Source organism: Phenylobacterium sp. T106 (assembly GCF_057219735.1).
Map to the genome: position 1 here is coordinate 1 of NZ_JBXVWA010000006.1, position 19,886 is coordinate 19,886.

The following is a 19,886-nucleotide window of genomic DNA, read 5'->3' on the forward strand; positions in this document are numbered from 1 at the left end:
CAGGAGGACGACCTGGCCGACGGTGCGGGCGAAGGCGTTGGCCGTTCGGCCGCAGCGTTCGAAGCCTTCGATGTCCTGGCCCTCGGCGGCATGGGCCATGAGGCCCCTCGCGAGCTCCACGCCTTCCACGCAGGCGTCGAGGACGCGCGCCAGGGCGGCGTCCATGCGCTCAGGGGTGAGGGCTTCGGCCATAGAGAACAAAGGTAGAACATCTATCCACCAAAGTCAAGCTTGGCGGCGGCGCTGTGCGGGGTTTGCTTGAGGCGCGGAGTCTATGGGTCCCGGCTCTCCGCTTCGCTTCGGCCGGGATGACAGGTCGGGAGGGGGCGGTCAGGTTTCGACGATGAGGCGCTCCAGGCCGCGGAAGCCGGGGAGGGCGCGGTAGGTGAGAGCCTGGTCGGCGAGCTTCAGGGTCGGGAAGCGCTGGAACAGCTTCCAGAGCGCGACCTGGCCCTCCATGCGGGCCAGGGGGGCGCCGATGCAGATGTGGGCGCCGCCGCCGAAGGCCATGTGGGGCACATGCTTGCGGGTGATGTCGAAGCGGTCGGGGTCCTCGTAGACCGACGGGTCGCGGTTGGCGGCCCGCAGCGAGTTGATCAGCGCGTCCTTGCAGGCCACCGGCGCCCCGCGGATCTCGAGGTCGCGCGAGGCGATGCGGCCGGTGATGCTGATCGGCGGGTCGTAGCGCAGGATCTCCTCGACGGCCGGCGCGACCAGCCTGGGGTCGGCGCGGAGCTTGGCGAGCTCGGCCGGGTGGCGCAGGAACGCCAGCACGCCGTTGCCGATCAGGTCGGTGGTCGTGAGGTTGCCGCCCACCAGCAGGCTCTGGAGGTTCACGCTCACCTCGCTGTCGGTCAGCTCCGCGCCCTCGGCCTGCAGCTGGACCATGTCGGTGATGAGGTCGTCGCGGGGGGCCTTCCGGCGCTCGGCCATGGCCTCGGCGAAGAAGGCGTCCAGGGCGGTGGCGGCGGCGGCGAGCTGGGCCTCCTCCGCCGGCGTCCGCATGGCGTTGAGCGACTGGATGATGCCCTCGGACCACTCGCGGAATTCCCGCAGCCGCGCCTTCTCGATCCCCAGCACGGCGGCGATGACGAGGATGGGCACGGGCACGCCGTAGTCGGCGATGATGTCGAAGGACGCCCGGTCCGAGAGGCCGTCGAGGACCTCGTCGACGATCACCTCGACCTGCGGCTTCATCCGGGCCGCGCGCTTGTAGAAGGCCTGGGTGAGGGGGCCGCGGACCCGGGCGTGGTCCGGGTCGTCCATGAACAGGATCGTCTGCGGCGCCTCGCCGGAGGCGGCGGCGCCGCGGTTGAAGAGGGCGCGGGGGTTGCCGCGCGCCGGGTTCCGCCAGAGCGAGCGGTCGTTCACGACGGCGCGGACGTCCTCGTATCCCGTGAGCACCACCGCCTCGAGCACCGGGTCGTGGCGGACCGGGCATTTCTCCTGCAGCTCGGCGAGCCGAGGGTAGGGATCGGCCCGGAACTCGGGATCGATCTCCAGGAGCTGAAGTCCGGTGGGGAGCTGCTGCTCGGACATAGCCGATCTCCGTGACGCCGGCGTCAAGTTTGGAGCCGCGCGCCGCCGAGTCAACCGATGCGCGAGGGGGGAAGACCTATCTCCGCTGGTCGAGCCAGCCGCGGATGGTCTTGTTCACCTGGTCCCGGGCGTCGTGCTGCACGAAGTGCGCGGCCTGGGGGAACATGACGACCGTGGTGTCCGCGTCGACCCAGTTCCACGTACCCGCATGGCCGGCCGCGTTGAGGGCGGTGTCCTTCATGCCGTGGATGACCAGCACCGGGACCTTGATCCGCGGCGGCGCCGGCGGGGGCGCGGCGCCTTCGCCGACCCCGCGAGGATAGTTGGCGCGGTAGTAGTTCATCATGGCCGCGAAGTCCGACCGCCTGAACGCCTCGATGTAGCCCGCCTTCGCCTCCGGATCGCGCACCCATCCCGCGAGGCCCTCGGCGGTCAGGCTCTTCTCGGAGCCTTCGCGCTGGAAGTTGCGGGCGTACTGGCTGTTGCGCTGCTGGTCGGCGTTGGTGGCCAGCTCGCGGGCCATGCCGGCGGGGTGCGGCACGGACAGGATCACCAGCTTGTTGACGAGATCGGGACGCGCGAACGTCGTCTGCCAGGCGATGGCGGCGCCCCAGTCGTGGCCGACCACGGCGGCGTTCTTCTCGCCCTCGGCGGCGATCACCGCGGCGACGTCGCCGATCAGGTTGGGCATGGCGTACGCCGCCTCGCCCTGGGGCTTGTCCGAGAGGTTGTAGCCGCGCGTGTCGAGGGCGGCGGCGCGGTAGCCGGCCTTGCTGAGCTCGGCCATCAGCGGCTTCCAGGTGGCCCAGTAGTCCGGGAACCCGTGGATCAGCACCACGAGCGGGCCCTTGCCCTCCACGACGTAGTGGATCTTCACGCCGTTGTTGGTCGCGTACCTGTCCTGGGGCGCGGCGTGCGCCGCGGCGGCCACCAGGAGCGCGGCGAGGAACGCCAGGGCCTGCCGGATCATCGTCCCCTCCGTTTTTCGTTTACGACGTAGAGTAACCGCGACACGGGCGGCTGAACAGGTCCGACCCGTAGAGGCGTGCTGACGGGCAGGCTCGGGCGGGTTCGGGCCCGTGTGCGAACTGAGCTTGTCGGCGTGCGGCCGCTTTCCCTTCCCACCGCTCGCTCTTCGGCGAGCGGTCCCCCCTTCCCGCAGGCGGGAAGGGAAGGTGTGAGATACCTAGCGCCACATAGTATGTGCTAGACACTGTGTATCGCATAGTGTATGTCGCCCAGTATGCCGACTGACGCGGACATCTTCGAAACCCTCCGGCAGGAGCTTCGCCGCGGCTCGCTGATCCTCGCGGTCCTCGGGCAGCTGCAGCGCGAGCACTACGGCTACACGCTGCGCAAGGCGCTGGCCGACGCCGGCGTGGAGATCGAGGAAGGGGCGCTCTACCCGATGCTGCGCCGGCTGGAGTCCCAGGGGCTCCTGACCAGCGAGTGGCGCGAGGAAGAGCGGCGCAACAAGCGGTTCTACCGGCTCTCGACCGACGGCCGTGCGGTGCTGGACCGCCTGGTCGCGGAGTGGTCGGCCCTGAACGCCTCGGTCGACTCCATTCTCAAGGACGATGGCAGATGACACAGCCTGACGACCTCATCGAACGCTACCTGGGCGCGATCGCGCGCCACCTGCCGGAAGGCCAGAAGGGCGACGTCACCGCCGAGCTGCGGGACGTGCTGCTGAGCCAGGCCGAGGAGGAAGAGGCGCGCCTGGGCCGGCCGCAGACGCGGGAGGAGCGGGAGGCCCTGCTCGTCCGCTTCGGGCACCCGCTGACCGTCGCGGGCCGCTACCGGAAGGTGCAGCACCTGATCGGGCCCGAGATCTTCCCGTTCTGGTGGGCGGCGATCAAGGCGACGACGGCCGTGATCCTCGGGATCTGGCTGGTGCTGGTCATCCTCGTGCTGATCGGGGGCGAGCCCGTGGCCGCGGCGCGCGGGACCGACGACCCCTCGCTGGTGGGCGTCCTGGTCTTCGCGTTCGGGCTGATCACCCTCGTCTGCGCGCTCATCGAGCGGTTCGGGAAGACGGCGTTGCTGCAGAAGTGGAAGCCGGCGGAACTGCCGCCGCCCGAGGGCAAGAGCAAGAGCCGCTTCGAGCGCGCGGTCGAGATCGGGATGAACGTGGTCTTCATGCTGTGGTGGATCGGCGCGATCCGGTTCAGCCCGCTGCTGCCGGAATACCGGATGAGCATCGAACTGGCGCCGATCTGGGACGAGGTCTTCTGGCCGATCCTGATCTACGCGGGCCTCGACGTGGCCGCCAACGTCTTCGCGCTGGTCCGGCCGGGCGCCACGGCCGTGCACCGCGCGGTGTCCCTCGTCCACAACCTGCTGGGCGTCGCCCTGCTCGGGTACGTCTACCAGGCCGGACACTGGCTGGTGGTCCGGTGGGACGTCTGGACGCCGGAGGTCCGCGCGCAGGTGCAGGCCAACTTCGATGTCGGGATGCGGATCGGCATCGCGGCGACGATCCTGCTCATGCTGTCGCTGGCCGCGTTCGACGCGTGGCGGCTCTGGCAGATCCGGCAGGCGCGGCAGGGGTCTCCGGCGGCCGTCTGACCGTCGGTCAGAACGCGCCGTGCGCGGCGTTGGCGGCCACCATGATCACGCTCATCAGCGTGGCCACGGCCAAGATGAGATGGCGCATGCTGCGCTCCCGTTCCTCCTGGGAGCTACGCAGCAAGCTTCGGGCCAGATGCGCCCGGTAGGGGAACTAGTTCTTGTCGTCGGCCGCCTTGGAGACTGCCGTACCGATGCCTGCGCCCGCGGCTGCGCCGACGGGCCCGCCCACCACGGCGCCGGCGACCGCGCCGGTGGCGGCCCGCTGCTCGGTGTTGTGACCGCAGGCGCCGAGGGCCAGGGCGGCGGCGGAAAGGCTGATGGTCAGGAACGCACGCATGTCGGTCTCCGGGCAGGAACGACCCTAGAAACAGCTGAGCCTGCGGAGGGTTCCGCGAGATCTTCGCGTCTCAGGCGTAAGGTAAACGGACATGGTTTCAGAAGACTTCAGCATTACTTGAAGAACCTGTGCAGATCCTCAGGCGTTCGCGAGAAAAGGCGAGGGTTCTCAGGCAGCTGCGCCATTTGCGCGACTCGGCGTCTCCTGCGGCGTTAATGCTGCGATGCAAAAAAGTCTTGCCAGCGGCGCTTCGACGATTCATAAGCCCGCCATCATTTGCCGTCGCCTGACCCACAACGGAACTCGGGATCAGGCTTAGCCGGCGGACGCTGCCAGCATGAGCGGGGGCGGCGCCGGCACTGGAATCCGCAGAGTCGGACTCCGGGGCGACAAGTCGGGGGGCCGTTCGCCCTCGCCGTTGAGGACCGTCAGTCTTGCAGTTTGGAACATGGATGCGCGCCGAGCGGCGTGCGCCGATAAGCGCCGCATTGATCGGCCTGGGCGTCGGCCTTGGCCTGGGCGCAACCTATCTCGTCGCCGGCATGGGCGATCGCGCGGCGGATTACGCGCACGCCCAGCGGATGACCGAGGCCGCGACGCGCGGCTACGCGGGTTCGCACCTGGAAGCCGAGGGCGCCGGCCTGCGCACCGGTCTCCAGCTTTACGGGCTGCGCGATCCCGTGGATGCGCTGAACGTCGGCCATCTTTTCGGGGCGAAGCGGCCGGAGCCGGCGAAGGCGGGCAGGCGCGCCGATCTCGAGTGCCTCACCCAGGCCGTCTACTACGAAGCGCGCGGCGAGAGTTCGCGGGGCCAGTACGCCGTCGCCCAGGTGGTGATGAACCGGGTCAGGCACCCGGCCTTCCCGAAGAGCGTCTGCGCCGTGGTGTTCCAGGGCGCCGGGCGGCGGGGCTGCCAGTTCAGCTTCGCCTGCGACGGCTCCATGCGCGCGCGCCGCGAGGCCGAGGCGTGGGCCGAGGCCCGCCGGGTGGCCGCCCGCGCGCTGGCCGGGGCGGCGCTGGCCGACATCGGCTCGGCGACGCACTTCCACACCACCGCGGTGTCGCCGATCTGGGCGCCCCAGATGCTGCGCGTGAGCCAGGTCGGCATGCACGTGTTCTACCGCTTCTCGCCGCGCAAGGCGCGCTCGGCGCCGGTGCTGGCCAGCGTGGAGAAGGCCGTGCTGACCTCGGGCCCGTTGCCCGCCGGGCAGGCCCAGCCGGCGGCGGAGAAGGCCATCGAGGCCTCGCTCGAGCCGGCGGCGGCCGCCGCGCCCATCGAGATCAAGGCCAAGCCGGCCGCCCCGCCGCCGCCTGCGCCCGCGGCCGAGGAAGCCAAGCTCTCGCTGCCGCAGACGACCGGGGCCTTCTAGAGGGCCTCGGCCTGCCGCCGGAGCCGCCGGCGGACGAAGCCGGGGGCCAGCCGGTTCAGCCACCCGATCTGGCGGGCCTGGCGTCCCACCAGGTGGTGCAGCGACGGCTTGCCGTGCACCGCGGCCCAGACGGCCTCGGACACCTCCTCGACGGGGTAGATCGGCACCTTCTCGCTTCGCAGGGAGACCCGCAGGTCCTCGTTTCCCGAGAAGCGCGCCTTGTCGAGCAGCGGCGTGTCGATGAACCACGGCATGATGCACCGGACGCCGACGCCCACTCGGGCGAACTCGCCTTCGAGCGCTTCCGACAGGCCGCGCACGGCGAACTTCGTCGCCGCGTAGACGGCCATCCGCGGCGCGGCGATGACGCCGGCCACCGACGCCACGTTCACGACCATCGACCCCGGGGTGGCGCACAGCAGGTCGAAGGCGGCCTGGCAGCCGTTGAGCACGCCCTTGAGGTTCACGTCCACCTGCAGGTCGACCTCGTCAGGGCTCTGGGTCTCCAGATAGCCGCCCCTGGCGACGCCGGCGTTGTTCACCAGGACGTCGAGCCGGCCTTCCGTCCGCGCGGCGAAGGCGGCGAGCTCCCGCTTCCAGCCGCTGCGGTGGCGGACGTCGAGCGCGCAGGTCATGCCGTTCTCGGCGCCGATCGCCTCGAGCGCGGCGGCGAGACCCTTGGCGTCGATGTCGGCCAGCCCGACGAACCAGCCGCCGGCCGCGAACCTGCGGGCCGTCGCGAGGCCGATCCCGCTGGCCGCGCCGGTGATGAAGATCGCGCGGCGGCCGTCCGCCTGCGCTTTGCCGCTTGCCGCCATTCGAACGCCCCCGGAAGCTGACGCCGTGTAGCTTACGTGCGGCCGAGGAGAAACGGATGACGACCGATACGCGCGACCAGCTGGCGAAGGATCTCCTGGGCCGCCGCTACGAGGAGCTCAATCACATCCAGCGCAGCGTCATCGACCTGATCCACACCGAGGCCCCCACCGACGTCTCGGACGAGCTGAAGGTCGACGATCGAACGCCGGGGCAGAAGCTGGCCGACCGGGTCGCGGCCGTGGGCGGCTCGTGGTCGTTCATCGCGGGCTTCGGCCTGGCCCTGGTGCTGTGGATGGGCTGGAACGTCGTCACCAGGGGCGTCGGGCTCGCCTTCGACCCGTTCCCCTTCATCTTCCTGAACCTGATGCTCTCCATGCTGGCCGCGATCCAGGCGCCGATCATCATGATGAGCCAGAACCGGGCCGCGCAGCGCGACCGGGAGGCGGCCGAGCACGACTACATCGTCAACCTGCGCGCCGAGCTGGAGATCATGCACCTGCACGACAAGGTCGACGCCCTGCGGCGGCGCGAGCTCCTGGGCATCGTCAAGCGCCAGAACGAGGCCCTGCGCCTGCTGCGGGCCCACGGCCGGGCGGACTAGGGGCGCCGAGCGGCCGCGTCAGGCGCGGGCGGCGCGGCGGAGGGCCTGGGGCGGCTGGCCGAAGGCGCGGAGGAAGGCCCGGCGCATGCGCTCGGGGTCGCCGAAGCCGGCGATCTCGGCCACGCGGTCGATGGGCGCGCGGCCGGCCTCGACCTCGGTGCGTGCGGCCTCCAGGCGCAGGCGCTCGACCGCCTTGGCCGGCGTGGTCCCCGTCTCGGCGGCGAAGGCGCGCGCGAAGTTGCGCGGGCTCATGGCCGCCTGTTCGGCGAGGCGCTCGACGGTGAGCGGCTCGGCGAGGTGGGCGCGCATCCAGTCCATCAGCTCGGCGAAGCGGCCGGTGCGGCCGCCGAGGTCGACCAGCGCCGAGAACTGCGACTGCCCGCCGGGGCGGCGCTGGTGGACGACCAGCTGCTGGGCGACGCGGCGGGCCGCCTCGACGCCGAGGTCGTCTTCGACGAGCGCCAGGGCCAGGTCGATGCCGGCGGTGATGCCGGCCGAGGTCCAGACGTCGCCATCGCGCACGAAGATGCGGTCGGCGTCCAGCTTCGCCCTGGGATAGCGGCGCGCGAAGTCGTCGGTGCGGCCCCAGTGGGTGGTGCAGCGGCGGCCATCCAGCAGCCCCGCCTCGGCCAGCAGATAGGCGCCCGAGCAGACGCTGGCGCGGCGGCGCGCCGGCGTCGCCTTCAGCCAGGCGACGATGCTCGCGAGCGCGGCGAGGTCGCGGGTGCCGTCGCCCCCGGCGACCAGGACGGTGTCGAACGGCCCCGGCCCCAGCGGCTCGGCGTCCATGGCCGCGCCGCAGGAGCTGGCGATGGACCCGCCGCCCGGCGCCTGGAGCGACAGGGCGTAGGCGCCCGGCCGCAGGCGCTCGGCGATCTCGAACGCCGCGAGCGGACCGGCGGTGTCGAGGATCTGGAAGCCCGGGAAGATGACGAAGGCGATGTGGCGCGTCATGGCAGGATTCGCGGGAACTCTGTCGTTTCGGACAAGGCGTAGCGCGCCTAAACGGTGCGGGTCAACTCGCCGGAGGCCGCCCATGTCCCCACTGCAGATCGTCATCGCGCTGTACCCCGGCGTGACCCACCTGGACTTCACCGGGCCCCACCAGGTGCTGGTGCGGACGCCCGACGCCGACGTCGTCGCCGCCTCGGTCGGCGGCCAGGACATCGACGCCGAGGGGCTGACGTTCACGAAGCTGGCGGACCTGGCCAAGCTGGAGCGCTGCGACGTGCTGCTCGTGCCCGGCGGTTTCGGCACCGCCGCGGCCATGCTGGACGAGCCGTTCATGCGCGAGATCCGGCGGCTGGGCGCCGGCGCCCGCTACCTCACCTCGGTCTGCACGGGCTCGTTGATCCTGGGCGCGGCAGGGTTCCTGAAGGGCCGGCGGGCCGCGTCCCACTGGGCGTGGCGTCACCTGCTGGAGCCGCTGGGCGCCACCGTGAGCGAGGAGCGCGTCTGCCGCGACGGGAATGTCATCACCGGCGGCGGGGTCACGGCCGGCATCGACTTCGCGCTGGTGCTGCTGGAGGAGCTGGCGGGGCGCGATTTCGCCGAGTCGATCCAGCTCGGCCTGGAGTACGCCCCCGCGCCGCCCTTCGACGGCGGCCGGCCCGAGCTGGCGCGGCCGGAGATCCTGGCGCAGGTCAAGGCGAACATGGCCCAGGTGGCCGACGCCCGTTTCGCCGCGGCGACCGAGGCGGCGGCGCGGATGGAGACGGCGGGCTGAGTACGCGCTGACCGGGGCGGACGCCGTTTCCCGCTGACGCGGGATTGTCATCCCGGTTTCGCCGCAGGCGAAGACCGGGACCCATAGACTCCGCGCCTCAGAACCACCGCAGCCGCGCCGCCGCACCGCGGCGACAACCATCGGGCGCGTATGGGTCCCGGTTTTCCGCGGCGCGGAAACCGGGATGACAGCTGCGAAAGGAGCGCCTCAACCCCACTAACTGTGGGGGCGCCTCTGCAGGCGCCACGAAGGCCCCCACCCGATCAGTGCTGGCCCGACTTGCCGCGCTGGACGCTGTTCTGCTGGCTGTCCGTCTTGCCCTTGGCGTCGTGCGCGTGGTGGCGGTCGCGTTCGCCGCCGCCGCCGGACACGCCGCTGAACTGGGTGTTGGTCGGCTCGTCCGGGCCGCGCCCGTCGCGAGGCTTGTCCTTCGGCTTCGGCTCGGAGCGGTCCTCGTGGCTGGCGCCGGGGCCGCCCCAGCGTTCGGTGTCGGGATGCTTGTCCGGCATGTCAGCGGTCCTGCTGGTAACCCTGGTGGTGGGTGTTCTGGTTGATGTCGCCGTGCCGGCCCTGCTGGTCGAGGTTCGTGTCGTCGTCGCCCGGCTGGCTCGACTGATGGCCCGTGACGCGGTCGCGGCGGCCGATGTCGGCGCCGGCGACGTCCGGCTTCTCGTCGGGGGACGAGCGCTGTTCGGGCGGGATCGGGGGGGCTTTCGAAGTCATCGGGTCCTCCTCGTCTGGGACGAGGTCAACCCGCGGGCCCCGGGTTAGTTGCCGACGGCGTCGAGGCCGATGTCGAGCACCCGGGCGGAATGGGTCAGCGCGCCGACGCTGATGACGTCGACGCCGGTCTCGGCGATCTCGCGCACCGTCTCGAGCGTCACCCCGCCCGACGCCTCGATCGTGACGCGGCCGGCGGCCAGCTTCACCGCCTCGCGCATGTCCTCGAGGTTGAAGTTGTCCAGCATCACGACGTCGGGATCGTGGGCGAGGGCCTCCTGGAGCTGAACCAGGCTGTCGACCTCGACCTCGACCTTGACCAAGTGGCCGGCGAAGGCCTTGGCGCGGCGCACGGCCTCGCCCACGGAGCCGCAGGCGGCGACGTGGTTGTCCTTGATGAGGATGGCGTCGTCGAGGCCGAAGCGGTGGTTGATCCCGCCGCCGCAGCGCACCGCGTACTTCTCGAGGTGGCGCAGGCCCGGCGTGGTCTTGCGGGTGTCGGTGATCCTGGCCCCCGTGCCGGCCACGGCGTCCACGAAGTCCTGGGTCAGGGTGGCGACGCCGCAGAGGCGGCCGAGCAGGTTCAGGGCCGTGCGCTCGGCCGTGAGGATCGCGCGGGCGTTGCCGCTGACGCGCGCGAGCCGCGTGCCGGCGGGGACCGCCTGACCGTCGTCGGTGAGCAGGTCGATGGCGACGCCGGCGTCGAGCTCCGCGAGCGCGAGGCGGATGACCGACAGGCCCGCCACCACCCCGCCGCGGCGGGCGGCGAAGTCGGCGGTCAGCCGCGCGTCGGCGGGGACGCAGGCGCGGGCCGTGATGTCGCCCGCCCGGCCCAGGTCCTCGGCGAGGGCGGCGCGGACCACGGGGGCGATCAGGAGGTCGGGAAGGGGCTCGATCATTCGGCGGCGTACCTCACTCCAGGCCGGTCCACGTCGGCGAGCGTGGCCATGCTGCGCCGCGCGTCGGTTCCCGTCGCCGGGAAGTCCTTGCGGAAGTGCCCCCCACGACTCTCGCGGCGGGCGAGGGCGCCCTGCGCGACGAAGCGAGCCGCAACCAGCGCGGCGCTGCGGCCGCGCCGGGCCTCGAGCGCGTCGATCACCCCGAGAAGCCGGGAAAGGCCCTCGGCGTCCCGCACGACGCCCGCGTCGCGGCTCATGGCGCCGCGCAGGAGCTGGAGGTCGTCCGCGGGCAGCTCGGGCGCCGTCACCGCGTAGAGCGGGCGGGCCTCGGGCGTCTCCGCCGCCGCGGCGCGGCCGGCGCGCGCGCCGAGGACCGCCGCCTCCAGCAGCGAATTGGACGCGAGCCGGTTGGCCCCGTGCAGGCCGGTCGAGGCGCACTCGCCGGCGGCGTAGAGGCCGGGCAGCGAGGTGCGGCCGTCCGTGTCGGTGGCGATGCCGCCCATGTGGTAGTGGCAGGCCGGCGCCACCGGGATCGGCTGGACCCGGGGATCCACGCCGCCGCCCATGCAGGCGGCGAACACCGCCGGGAACTCGGCCGGAAAGTGCGCCCCCACCGCATCGCGCGCGTCCAGGAAGGCGCCGCGGCCGGCGGCCAGCTCGGCGTGGATAGCCCGGGCCACCACGTCGCGCGGCGCCAGCTCGGCGTCGGGATGATAGCGGGCCATGAAGCGTTCGCCGTCGGCGTTGACCAGGACGGCGCCCTCGCCGCGCAGGGCCTCGGTGGCCAGCGGCGCCGGGTCACGGCCGATGTCGATCGCCGTCGGGTGGAACTGGACGAACTCGGGGTCGGCGATGGTCGCGCCGGCCAGGGCCGCCAGGCCGAGGCCTTCGCCGAGGAGCTCGGCCGGGGTGGTCGTGACCTTGTAGAGCCCGCCGACGCCGCCGGTGGCCAGCACCACCGCGCGGGCGACGATCTCGACGGAGCGGCCGCCCATCCGGACGACCACGCCGCCGACGCGGCCGGCGGCGTCCTGCAAAAGCCCCGTGAGCTTGGCCCCGGTGCGGACCTCCACGTGCGCGGCCGCGAGCACGGCCACGGTCACCGCGTCCATGATCGCGCGGCCGGCCTGGTCGCCTTTCACGCGTGCGACCCGGGCGCGGGAGTGCGCGGCCTCGAGGCTCTGGGCGAAGTCGCCGTCGGCCGTCCGGTCGAACGGCGCGCCCAGGTCGGCCAGCCGGCGCACCGCGGCCGGGCCTTCCGCGGCCAGCAGGCGGGCGACCTCGGGCACGACCAGCCCGGCGCCGGCGGCGATGGTGTCGGCCGCGTGCAGGTCGGGCGTGTCGTCGGACGACAGCGCGGCGGCGAGGCCGCCCTGCGCCCAGGCCGACGAGCAGCCCTGGTTCAGCGGGGCCTCGCTGAGCAGCAGCACCCTGGCGGGCGTAGCGGCCAGGGCGGCGGACAGGCCGGCGAGCCCGGCGCCCACCACGACCACGCCCTCATGACGAATGCGCTCAGCCATGGACAGCCTCGTAGAAGATGTCGGTGGGCCGCGTGCGGGCGGCGAGGTCGAAGGCGCCGTGCACTTCCCAGTGCACGCCGGTCAGCCGGCGGCCCAGGCGGGCCGCGGCGTCCCTGGCGGCCTGATGAGCCGAGAGGCGTTCGGACCACGCCCCGCGATGGGTGACCTGCACCGCCTCGCCCCCGGGCGTGTTCCAGGGCGCGATGGCGCCCAGCCCCGGGAAGGGGCGCGCGACGCCGACGCCGATGCGAAGCTCCATGACGCCGTCGTCGTCCTCGCCCTCGCACAGGACCACGTCGCCCCAGTACGGGCTGTACGCGCCGCCCGCCCGGAGGGCCGCGTGGACGCGCTCCAGCGCGCCGAACACGACCTGCCCCATCTGGTCGGCGCGGACGCGCGCCGCGACGGCCGCGATGGGCCGGGCCGTCACGGTCGCGATGACCGGCGCGTGGGTCGCCTCCAGGGCCACCTCAGATCAGCTCCACGTCCACGTGATGACGGGCCTTCACGAGGTCGTAGCGGGCCGGCTGCGCCGGCGGCGGCAGGTCGACCATCCGCTGCACCGCCAGGCGCGCGCGCTCGGCGATGGCCGGATCGACGGTGACCTCGTAGCGGTCGTGCACGAGGGCCTCGTAGATGTTCTCGAGGCTGATGCGCTTCATGTGCGGGCAGAGGTTGCACGGGCGCACGAACTCGGTGTCCACCGCGTCGGCCGCCACGTTGTCGGCCATCGAGCATTCGGTGATCAGCACCACGCGCTTGGGCCGGCGCTGGATGACGTAGTCGTTCATCGCCGCCGTCGAGCCGGCGAAGTCCGACACCTCCAGCACCTCGGCGGGGCACTCGGGGTGCGCCAGAACCTCGGCGCCGGGGTAGGCGGCCTTGATCTCCAGGATGTCCTCGGCGGTGAAGCGCTCGTGCACCTCGCAGCGCCCTTTCCAGGCGATGATGCCGATGTGCGTCTGGCGCGCGACGTTGCGGGCGAGGAACTCGTCGGGGATCAGAATGACCCGGTCGACGCCCCACTGCCGCGCGGCTTCCTCCACCACCTGGACGGCGTTGGCGCTGGTGCAGCAGATGTCGGTCTCGGCCTTCACGTCGGCGGTCGTGTTGACGTAGGTGACCACCGGCAGGCCCGGGTAGCGCTGCTTGATCAGGCGCACGTCGGCGCCCGTGATCGAGGACGCGAGGCTGCAGCCGGCGCGCAGGTCGGGGATCAGGACGCGCTTCTCGGGCGACAGGATCTTCGAGGTCTCGGCCATGAAGTGCACGCCGGCCTGGACGATGATCTTCGCATCCGAGCGCGCGGCTTCCTTGGCGAGGCCCAGGCTGTCGCCCACATAGTCGCCCACGCCGTGGAAGATCTCGGGCGTCATGTAGTTGTGCGCCAGGATGACCGCGTCCTTCTCCCGCTTCAGGCGGTTGATCTCGGCGATCAGCGGGGCGTGCAGGCGCCACTCCATCGGCGTGACGTGGCGCTTCACCTTCTCCCATGCGGGGGCGGTGGCTGCCTCGACGTCTGGCGTGAACGCGAACTGGAACCCGTCGGCCATGGCGCGCCTCCTTATGCTCAAAGTGAGCATTTCTCAGGCCTATGAAAGGGCGCCTGGCCCGCAAGACCGGCGCCCGCACCCCTTATGCTCACTTCGAGCATAAGGCGCATGATATAGGCCTGACGTGGGGATGTGCAAGGGCGATTCGAACGATGATCCGGCGGGGCGGCCGCGCCGGAGCGGCACGCGATTTGCGATCAGGGGTCAAAATGCCGCCCGTTTGCGCCTATATGCGACGGCCGCAGGTTTGCTCGGAGGGGTAGTCCCTGGCGTTTTCGGATTTGAGACGGCCTCGCCCGCGCTGGGCGATGGCGAGGACCGCGGCGGTCCTGACCGTGCTCGTGGGCGCGACGGCCTGTGCGCCGCGCGAGCCCGGGCCGGCGCGCTTCGTCTCGCGCGAGATCTCGGACAAAGGCCTCCTCCAGCTGGCGTCGGGCATGGACCCGGCGATGCGCGCGCTGGCGCTGCGGCACGATCCCGGCTCCCGGGCGCCGGACCGCTGGGGCCGCACGAGCGGCTGGGAACGGCTGAATCTCGACGAGGCGCCGGACCTCGGCCTGGGCCCCGCGGACGAGCAGACCGCCGAGGAGGTCAACGCGCTGCGTCCCTTCGCCACCCTGCCGATCCGGCCGATGCGGCCCTTCGTGCTGAAGGCTTCGGGCGCCGACCGGGCGCGGGCCGTCCAGTGCCTGGCCGAGGCCGTGTACTACGAGGCCGCGCGCGAGCCAGAGGTGGGACAGGAGGCGGTCGCCCAGGTGGTGCTGAACCGGCTACGCCACCCGGCCTACCCGAAGTCGGTGTGCGGCGTGGTCTACCAGGGGTCGGCGCGCGCCACGGGCTGCCAGTTCACCTTCACCTGCGACGGATCGCTCCGCTACAAGCCGATGCCCGCCTTGTGGTCGCGGGCCCGGGCCGTGGCGGAACGCGCGCTCAACGGCTACGTCGAGACGTCCGTCGGGTCGGCCACGCACTATCACGCCCAGTACGTGGCGCCCTACTGGGCCCCCACGCTGGTCAAGATGAAGCAGGTGGGCCAGCACATCTTCTACCGCTGGACGGGGCCGTGGGGGGAGCCGCCGGCCTTCACGGGGCGCTACGCCGGGGGTGAAGCGTACCTGAGCCCGGCCGTGCTCGGCGCCATCGACGCCCGCACCCAGGGCGGCGACTTCCCGGTGCAGACCGAGGCGCAACTGGCCGAGCGCAAGATCACCCTGGCCGTCGCGGGCGAAGTCCGGACCTACAGCGTGGTCGATCCGACCATGCCCAAGGGCGAACGCCAGCGCGTCATGGGCGTGCTGATGTCGACGCGCCGCCAGCCGACGCCGGACGAGGTGCGGCGCATCAACCAGACGCTGGAGACGCTGGAACGCGATCTCGACGCCAAGGCCGCGGCGTCCGCGCCCGTGCAGCGCGCGACGGACTGATCAGCCCGAGAAGGCGTCCGGGTAGGCGATGGTGAGGGGCGCGCCGAAGGCGTCCTTCTCGAGCGCCAGGGCCATGAAGGCCGGGTTCCCGCGATAGGGACTGGCCACCTGCGCGGCGGTCTCGGCCGCGAACCCGAACCTCGGATAGTACGCCGGGTGGCCGAGCACGAGGACGCCGTGCGCGCCGAACTCCCGCGCCTGCTCCAGCGCCGCCCGCACGAGGGCCGAACCCGTCCCGCCGCGCTGCTGCCCCGGCCGCACGGCCAGCGGCGCCAGGGCGGCGAAGAGCTCGGAACGGTCGGCGTAGAGGCGGCTGAAGAGGATGTGGCCGATCACGCCGTCGTCCTCGACCGCCACCAGTTCGAACAGGACGTCGCCGTCCGCGCGCAGGCGCTCGATGAGGCGGACCTCGTCCGCGCCCCCGAAGGCGAGGGCGTTCACCTCGGCGATGGCCGCGTGATCGCCGGGGCGGGCGTGGCGGATGCTCACGCGCTCACCAGGCCCCGATCTTCTGCGCCTCGCCGTGGCTGATCGGCTGGTGGGCGGCCTTGTGGTCCTGCTCGGCCAGGAACCGCACGGCTTCGAGGGCCGCCATGCACCCCATGCCGGCGGCGGTCACCGCCTGGCGGTAGACGTCGTCGGTCACGTCCCCGGCCGCATACACCCCCTCGATGGCCGTGGAGGCGCTTCCGGGCTTCACCTTCAGGTATCCGCTGGCGTCCATCTCGAGCTGGCCCTTGAAGAGCTCGGAGGAGGGGGCGTGCCCGATGGCGATGAAGACGCCGTCGCAGGCGACGGTCCGGACCTCGCCGGTCTTGACGTTCTTGAGCCGGACGCCCGTCACGCCGAGGGGATCGGTGTCGCCCAGCACCTCGTCGATCGCGCTGTCCCAGATCACCTCGATCTTCGGGTGGTTGAAGAGGCGCTCCTGCAGGATCCGCTCGGCGCGGAACTCGCCGCGGCGGTGCACCACCGTGACCTTCGAGGCGAAGTTCGTGAGGAACAGCGCCTCCTCGACCGCCGTGTTTCCGCCGCCGACGACCACCACCTGCTTGCCGCGGTAGAAGAAGCCGTCGCACGTGGCGCAGGCCGAGACGCCGAAGCCCTGGAACCTGGCCTCGGTCGGCAGGCCCAGCCACTTGGCCTGGGCGCCGGTGGCGATGATCAGGGTCTCGGCCAGCCAGACCTGGCCGCTGTCGGTCTCCAGGCGGAACGGACGCTGCGAGAGGTCGGCCCGGGTCACGATATCGGTGACGATCTCGGTTCCCACGTGGGCGGCCTGGGCCTGCATCTGCTCCATCAGCCAGGGGCCCTGGATGACGTCGGCGAAGCCGGGGTAGTTCTCCACGTCGGTGGTGATGGTGAGCTGGCCGCCGGGCTGGATACCCTGGATCAGCACGGGCTTCAGGAGCGCGCGGGCGGCGTAGATGGCGGCGGTGTAGCCGGCGGGGCCAGACCCGACGATGAGGCAGCGGACGGAGCGAGGTTCGGACATCCCTCTTATTTAGGCGGGATTCTCGGCGCGTGCGACGGGTTCCGCCGCGGACGGCGGAACGAAGGGGGCCGCGATCTCGTTCCTGGCCGATGAGCGACAAGTTGAAGATCGCCGGGATCATCTTCCTCGGCTTCCTGGCGCTGGGCGCCGGATGGGCGTTGTGGATGGGCCTGAAGCTGCTGGCGTGGATCGCCGGCGTGGCGCTGGCCCTCGGGGTGGCCGCGGGCGTGGCCTGGGGCGCCCGCAGCCGCAAGCGGCTCGCCGGCCCCGCCGACCGTTCGCGGCTTAGTTAACGCCGGCTTCAAGGGGCGGGCGTATCGTCGCCCCCATGCCGAATCGACCCGAGATCGAGATCGCCGGCCGCCGTATCGGGGCGGACCAGCCGCCGTACGTGATCTGCGAGCTGAGCGGCAATCACAACGGCAGCCTCGACCGGGCGCTGCAGATGCTGGACGCGGCCGCCGACACGGGCTGCGACGCGATCAAGATCCAGACCTACACGGCCGACACCATCACCATGGACGTGGACCGGCCCGAGTTCACGATCCACGGCGGTCTGTGGGACGGGCGCACCCTTTACGAGCTCTACCAGGAGGCCCAGACGCCGTTCGAATGGCACGCGGCCCTGTTCGAGCGCGCGCGGGCCCGCGGGGTGACCCTGTTCTCCAGCCCGTTCGACGAGACGGCGGTGGACCTGCTCGCCGACCTGGGGGCGCCCGCCTACAAGATCGCCTCGTTCGAGGCGGTCGACCTGCCGCTGATCCGATATGCCGCGGCCAAGGGCAAGCCGCTGATCATCTCCACGGGGATGGCGAACCTGGCCGAGATCCGGACGGCGCGCGACACGGCCCTCGAGGCCGGGGCGGCAGGCGTGGTCCTGCTGCACTGCGTCTCCAGCTACCCGGCCACGTTCGCCGACGCCAACGTGCGCACGGTCACCGACATGGCCGCCCGCTTCGACTGCCCGATCGGCCTTTCGGACCACACCCCGGGCACGGCCGCCTCGGTCGCCGCGGTGGCCATGGGCGCCAGCGTGATCGAGAAGCACTTCACCCTGGCGCGGGCCGACGGCGGTCCCGACGCGGCCTTCAGCCTGGAGCCGGCCGAGTTCAAGGCGCTGGTCGACGACACGAAGGCGGCCTGGGCGTCCCTCGGCAAGGCGCACTACGACGTCCTGGGGTCGGAGCGCGGAAACCTGCTCTTCCGCCGCTCGCTCTACGTCTCGGCGGACGTGAAGGCCGGCGAGCTCCTCAGCCGCGCCAACGTGCGGTCCATCCGGCCGGGCAACGGCCTGCCGCCCGCCTGCCTCGACGAGGTGCTCGGACGCGCCGCGAGCCGGGACCTGCGGCGGGGTGAACCGCTCGCCTGGGACATGCTGGCCTGAGGGCGTAGGCCCCCTCAGGCGACGGCGGCGTTCCGCCGGCGCAGCGCGGCGCCGGCCAGGCCGAACCCGGCGATCATCAGGGCCCAGGCGCCCGGCTCCGGCACGCCCGCGCCGACGCTGCCGCCGGTGAAGTCGACCTCGTCGATGAAGGACCACGGCCCGTAGCCGCCGCCCTGGTTGCGCACCTCGAGACGGACGTACTGCGCGTCGAAGCTGGCGCCGCTGAGCGTCAGGAAGACGTGCGGAGCTGTGGAGAGGTCCGGGTTGTTGTTCGCGCTGCTGGGCGGCGTGACGAGAGACCAGCGCTCGAGCCAGTCCACGCCGTTGTTCGAGGAGAAGACCCGCAGGTTCGGGAGGACGACGTCGAGCAGGTTGTCCTGGGTCGTGCCGACGTCGACGCGGGTGAAGTTGAACGCGCCGCCGAACGCGAAGTCGATGTTCACGACGCTGTCGGTCCAGCCGACCCAGGGTGCGGCCCCGTCCACCGCCCAGCCGGCGTAGCCGAGGACTCCGTCGGTCAGCTCGCCGAACGGGGTGACCGGCTGGGGCGACCCGGCCCCCGTGAAGACGCCCGCGTCGTGGTAGCAGAACGACCCGCAGTCGGTGGCCACGTCGAAGGTGTAGCCCGTCGGGTTCAGGGTGGCGGCCGAAACGGCCGTCGAGAGCCCCAGGGCGGCGACCGCGCCCGCGACAATGGCCTTGATCAACATGAGTTCTCCCCCCGACGCCAAGCCGTCCCCGCGCGGGACCGCCGGGCCTTGTCGCCTGGCAGGCCCGGGCAGACACCCCCCGATTGGGGGCCCCGCCTTGACCGTAGGCGCCGACGCGGCATGTTCGCGCGATGGTTCGGTTCGCGGCGCCCTATGCCATCGCCCTGGCGGCAGGGGCCTTCCTGCTGCAGTGGCTGGAGTACCGCCAGCTCAGTCACGGCCTGGCGCTGGAGGCCTATATCGCGATCCTGGCGCTGGCCTTCTCGGCCGGCGGGGCGTGGCTCGGCTGGCGTCTCGCCGCCCGGCGGCGCGGGCCCGGCTTCGTCCGCAACGAGGCGGCGCTGGCCTCGCTGCGGCTGACGCGGCAGGAGCTGCGCGTGCTCGAGATCCTCGCCACCGGCCAGTCCAACAAGGAGATCGGCCGAACCCTGGGGCTCTCGCCCAATACGGTGAAGACGCATCTGGCCAACGCCTGCGCCAAGCTCGGCGTCAGCCGAAGGACCGAGGCTGTCGGGCGCGCCCGGGAACTGGACCTGATTCCGTAGTCCGAACGGCCGATCGGGGCGAATTCACCCGTTTGGGCGATAGGCCGCCGGGGCCGGGAGCGACGAGGCTGGTTGCGTCAACACGCAACGCGGAGGAGCGGCATGGCCCGCATCGTATTCGTCTATGGCCTCATCTCGGGGCTCGTCGTGATCGGGGGGATCATCGCGACCGTCGTGGTCAACGGCGACACGCCCCACGGCAATGTCTGGCTGGGCTACCTGATCATGCTGCTGGGGCTGTCCCTCGTCCTGGTCGGCGTGAAGCAGTACCGCGACCAGGTGCGTGGGGGCGTCATCGGCTTCCTGCCAGCGCTGGGCGTGGGGCTCGCGATCGCCGTCCTGGCGTCGCTGGCCTATGTGGCGGCGTGGGAGGCGTATCTCGCGGCCACGGACTATGCGTTCATGGACCAGTACGTCAGCGCCACGCTGCAGGCCCGGCGCGCGGAAGGCCTCACCGGCGAGGCCTACAAGGCGCTGGAGCGCGATCTCGCCGAGATGGCCGTGAACTACCGCTCGCCGGTCTTCCGGCTGCCGATGACCTTCATCGAGATCTTCCCGGTGGGCGTGCTCGTGGCGCTGGTCAGCGCCGGGCTCCTGCGCAACAGCCGCTTCCTGCCGGCGAAGTCGCGGTCCTAGGGGAACGCGCCGCGCCACCCCTACCCGCGCCGCCGCG

Annotated in this window: 25 protein-coding genes; 10 read left to right on the top strand and 15 right to left on the bottom strand. The window is 71.9% G+C overall.

The annotated features are described in order from the left end of the window. The 3 genes from AC2D8W_RS14410 to AC2D8W_RS14420 form a co-directional block, all read right to left on the bottom strand. Window positions 1-192, bottom strand: a 192-nt coding sequence (locus AC2D8W_RS14410; protein ID WP_484672088.1) for a hypothetical protein, incomplete at its 3' end; no start/stop codon positions are given. A 138-nt stretch (window positions 193-330) separates the two neighbouring features. Continuing rightward, window positions 331-1,539, bottom strand: coding sequence for a cytochrome P450 (locus AC2D8W_RS14415; protein WP_484672089.1), 1,209 nt, complete (start codon window positions 1,537-1,539; stop codon window positions 331-333). A 76-nt stretch (window positions 1,540-1,615) separates the two neighbouring features. Continuing rightward, complete coding sequence (locus AC2D8W_RS14420) at window positions 1,616-2,509, bottom strand: alpha/beta fold hydrolase (RefSeq protein ID WP_484672090.1); 894 nt, start codon at window positions 2,507-2,509, stop codon at window positions 1,616-1,618. Between the two features lie 273 nt (window positions 2,510-2,782). Between AC2D8W_RS14420 and AC2D8W_RS14425 the strand changes: the two genes are divergently transcribed. Both AC2D8W_RS14425 and AC2D8W_RS14430 read left to right on the top strand, forming a co-directional pair. Further along, window positions 2,783-3,127, top strand: a complete 345-nt coding sequence (locus AC2D8W_RS14425; protein ID WP_293485270.1) for a PadR family transcriptional regulator — start codon at window positions 2,783-2,785, stop codon at window positions 3,125-3,127. After that, complete coding sequence (locus AC2D8W_RS14430; protein WP_484672091.1) at window positions 3,124-4,107, top strand: HAAS signaling domain-containing protein; 984 nt, start codon at window positions 3,124-3,126, stop codon at window positions 4,105-4,107. Before AC2D8W_RS14425 ends, AC2D8W_RS14430 begins: the two co-directional genes overlap by 4 nt. A gap of 154 nt (window positions 4,108-4,261) precedes the next feature. Here AC2D8W_RS14430 and AC2D8W_RS14435 read toward each other — a convergent pair whose 3' ends face one another. Next, window positions 4,262-4,447, bottom strand: coding sequence for a hypothetical protein (locus AC2D8W_RS14435; RefSeq protein ID WP_484672092.1), 186 nt, complete (start codon window positions 4,445-4,447; stop codon window positions 4,262-4,264). Window positions 4,448-4,935: 488 nt separating this feature from the next. Between AC2D8W_RS14435 and AC2D8W_RS14440 the strand changes: the two genes are divergently transcribed. Beyond that, complete coding sequence (locus AC2D8W_RS14440) at window positions 4,936-5,817, top strand: cell wall hydrolase (RefSeq protein ID WP_293485262.1); 882 nt, start codon at window positions 4,936-4,938, stop codon at window positions 5,815-5,817. Here the strand turns inward: AC2D8W_RS14440 and AC2D8W_RS14445 are convergent. Beyond that, window positions 5,814-6,635 carry an SDR family oxidoreductase gene (locus tag AC2D8W_RS14445; protein WP_484672093.1) on the bottom strand — a complete coding sequence of 274 codons (822 nt, stop codon included), beginning with the start codon at window positions 6,633-6,635 and terminating at the stop codon, window positions 5,814-5,816. The two genes, AC2D8W_RS14440 and AC2D8W_RS14445, sit on opposite strands and share 4 nt — an antisense overlap. A gap of 56 nt (window positions 6,636-6,691) precedes the next feature. Here AC2D8W_RS14445 and AC2D8W_RS14450 point away from each other — a divergent pair, with 56 nt between their 5' ends. Then, window positions 6,692-7,237: a DUF1003 domain-containing protein gene (locus AC2D8W_RS14450; protein ID WP_484672094.1), complete on the top strand. Its 546-nt coding sequence runs from the start codon at window positions 6,692-6,694 to the stop codon at window positions 7,235-7,237. Window positions 7,238-7,255: 18 nt separating this feature from the next. On the opposite strand, the gene AC2D8W_RS14455 is transcribed toward AC2D8W_RS14450, so the two are convergent. Continuing rightward, window positions 7,256-8,191 carry a GlxA family transcriptional regulator gene (locus AC2D8W_RS14455; protein ID WP_484672095.1) on the bottom strand — a complete coding sequence of 312 codons (936 nt, stop codon included), beginning with the start codon at window positions 8,189-8,191 and terminating at the stop codon, window positions 7,256-7,258. A gap of 82 nt (window positions 8,192-8,273) precedes the next feature. Here AC2D8W_RS14455 and AC2D8W_RS14460 point away from each other — a divergent pair, with 82 nt between their 5' ends. Further along, the gene (locus AC2D8W_RS14460; RefSeq protein WP_484672096.1) at window positions 8,274-8,963 is read left to right on the top strand and encodes a DJ-1/PfpI family protein; all 690 of its coding nucleotides are present in this window, start codon (window positions 8,274-8,276) and stop codon (window positions 8,961-8,963) included. A 263-nt stretch (window positions 8,964-9,226) separates the two neighbouring features. On the opposite strand, the gene AC2D8W_RS14465 is transcribed toward AC2D8W_RS14460, so the two are convergent. Genes AC2D8W_RS14465 through nadA form a run of 6 tightly spaced genes read right to left on the bottom strand, consistent with a single transcriptional unit; the run spans window position 9,227 to window position 13,655 of the window. Next, window positions 9,227-9,472, bottom strand: a complete 246-nt coding sequence (locus AC2D8W_RS14465) for a hypothetical protein (RefSeq protein WP_293484187.1) — start codon at window positions 9,470-9,472, stop codon at window positions 9,227-9,229. 1 nt (window position 9,473) lies between these two features. Beyond that, complete coding sequence (locus AC2D8W_RS14470) at window positions 9,474-9,686, bottom strand: hypothetical protein (RefSeq protein ID WP_293484188.1); 213 nt, start codon at window positions 9,684-9,686, stop codon at window positions 9,474-9,476. A 44-nt stretch (window positions 9,687-9,730) separates the two neighbouring features. Beyond that, complete coding sequence (gene nadC / locus AC2D8W_RS14475; RefSeq protein ID WP_484672097.1) at window positions 9,731-10,582, bottom strand: carboxylating nicotinate-nucleotide diphosphorylase; 852 nt, start codon at window positions 10,580-10,582, stop codon at window positions 9,731-9,733. After that, window positions 10,579-12,102, bottom strand: coding sequence for an L-aspartate oxidase (locus tag AC2D8W_RS14480; protein ID WP_484672098.1), 1,524 nt, complete (start codon window positions 12,100-12,102; stop codon window positions 10,579-10,581). The genes nadC and AC2D8W_RS14480 overlap by 4 nt, the downstream gene beginning before the upstream one ends. Next, window positions 12,095-12,571, bottom strand: coding sequence for a GyrI-like domain-containing protein (locus tag AC2D8W_RS14485; protein ID WP_484672099.1), 477 nt, complete (start codon window positions 12,569-12,571; stop codon window positions 12,095-12,097). Before AC2D8W_RS14485 ends, AC2D8W_RS14480 begins: the two co-directional genes overlap by 8 nt. Before the next feature lies 1 nt (window position 12,572). Further along, complete coding sequence (gene nadA / locus AC2D8W_RS14490; RefSeq protein ID WP_293484194.1) at window positions 12,573-13,655, bottom strand: quinolinate synthase NadA; 1,083 nt, start codon at window positions 13,653-13,655, stop codon at window positions 12,573-12,575. Between the two features lie 308 nt (window positions 13,656-13,963). On the opposite strand from nadA, the gene AC2D8W_RS14495 reads away from it, so the two are divergent. Further along, entirely contained in the window at window positions 13,964-15,079 is a 1,116-nt protein-coding gene (locus tag AC2D8W_RS14495) for a cell wall hydrolase (protein WP_484672100.1), read from the top strand. Here AC2D8W_RS14495 and AC2D8W_RS14500 read toward each other — a convergent pair whose 3' ends face one another. Together AC2D8W_RS14500 and trxB are read right to left on the bottom strand one after the other, a co-directional pair. After that, window positions 15,080-15,568, bottom strand: coding sequence for a GNAT family N-acetyltransferase (locus AC2D8W_RS14500; protein ID WP_484672101.1), 489 nt, complete (start codon window positions 15,566-15,568; stop codon window positions 15,080-15,082). A gap of 4 nt (window positions 15,569-15,572) precedes the next feature. Further along, window positions 15,573-16,574 carry a thioredoxin-disulfide reductase gene (gene trxB / locus AC2D8W_RS14505; RefSeq protein ID WP_484672102.1) on the bottom strand — a complete coding sequence of 334 codons (1,002 nt, stop codon included), beginning with the start codon at window positions 16,572-16,574 and terminating at the stop codon, window positions 15,573-15,575. Between the two features lie 89 nt (window positions 16,575-16,663). Between trxB and AC2D8W_RS14510 the strand changes: the two genes are divergently transcribed. Then, window positions 16,664-16,867 carry a hypothetical protein gene (locus AC2D8W_RS14510; protein ID WP_484672103.1) on the top strand — a complete coding sequence of 68 codons (204 nt, stop codon included), beginning with the start codon at window positions 16,664-16,666 and terminating at the stop codon, window positions 16,865-16,867. A gap of 35 nt (window positions 16,868-16,902) precedes the next feature. After that, a complete protein-coding gene (gene pseI, locus AC2D8W_RS14515) occupies window positions 16,903-17,958 on the top strand; it encodes a pseudaminic acid synthase (protein WP_484672104.1) in 1,056 nt (351 codons plus the stop codon). Window positions 17,959-17,972: 14 nt separating this feature from the next. On the opposite strand, the gene AC2D8W_RS14520 is transcribed toward pseI, so the two are convergent. Next, on the bottom strand, window positions 17,973-18,668 hold the full coding sequence (locus AC2D8W_RS14520; protein ID WP_484672105.1) for a PEPxxWA-CTERM sorting domain-containing protein: 696 nt from the start codon (window positions 18,666-18,668) through the stop codon (window positions 17,973-17,975). 131 nt (window positions 18,669-18,799) lie between these two features. On the opposite strand from AC2D8W_RS14520, the gene AC2D8W_RS14525 reads away from it, so the two are divergent. Both AC2D8W_RS14525 and AC2D8W_RS14530 read left to right on the top strand, forming a co-directional pair. Then, window positions 18,800-19,213 carry a helix-turn-helix transcriptional regulator gene (locus tag AC2D8W_RS14525; protein ID WP_293484205.1) on the top strand — a complete coding sequence of 138 codons (414 nt, stop codon included), beginning with the start codon at window positions 18,800-18,802 and terminating at the stop codon, window positions 19,211-19,213. A gap of 102 nt (window positions 19,214-19,315) precedes the next feature. Further along, on the top strand, window positions 19,316-19,849 hold the full coding sequence (locus AC2D8W_RS14530) for a DUF4199 domain-containing protein (RefSeq protein WP_484672106.1): 534 nt from the start codon (window positions 19,316-19,318) through the stop codon (window positions 19,847-19,849). The last annotated feature ends 37 nt before the right edge of the window (window positions 19,850-19,886 follow it).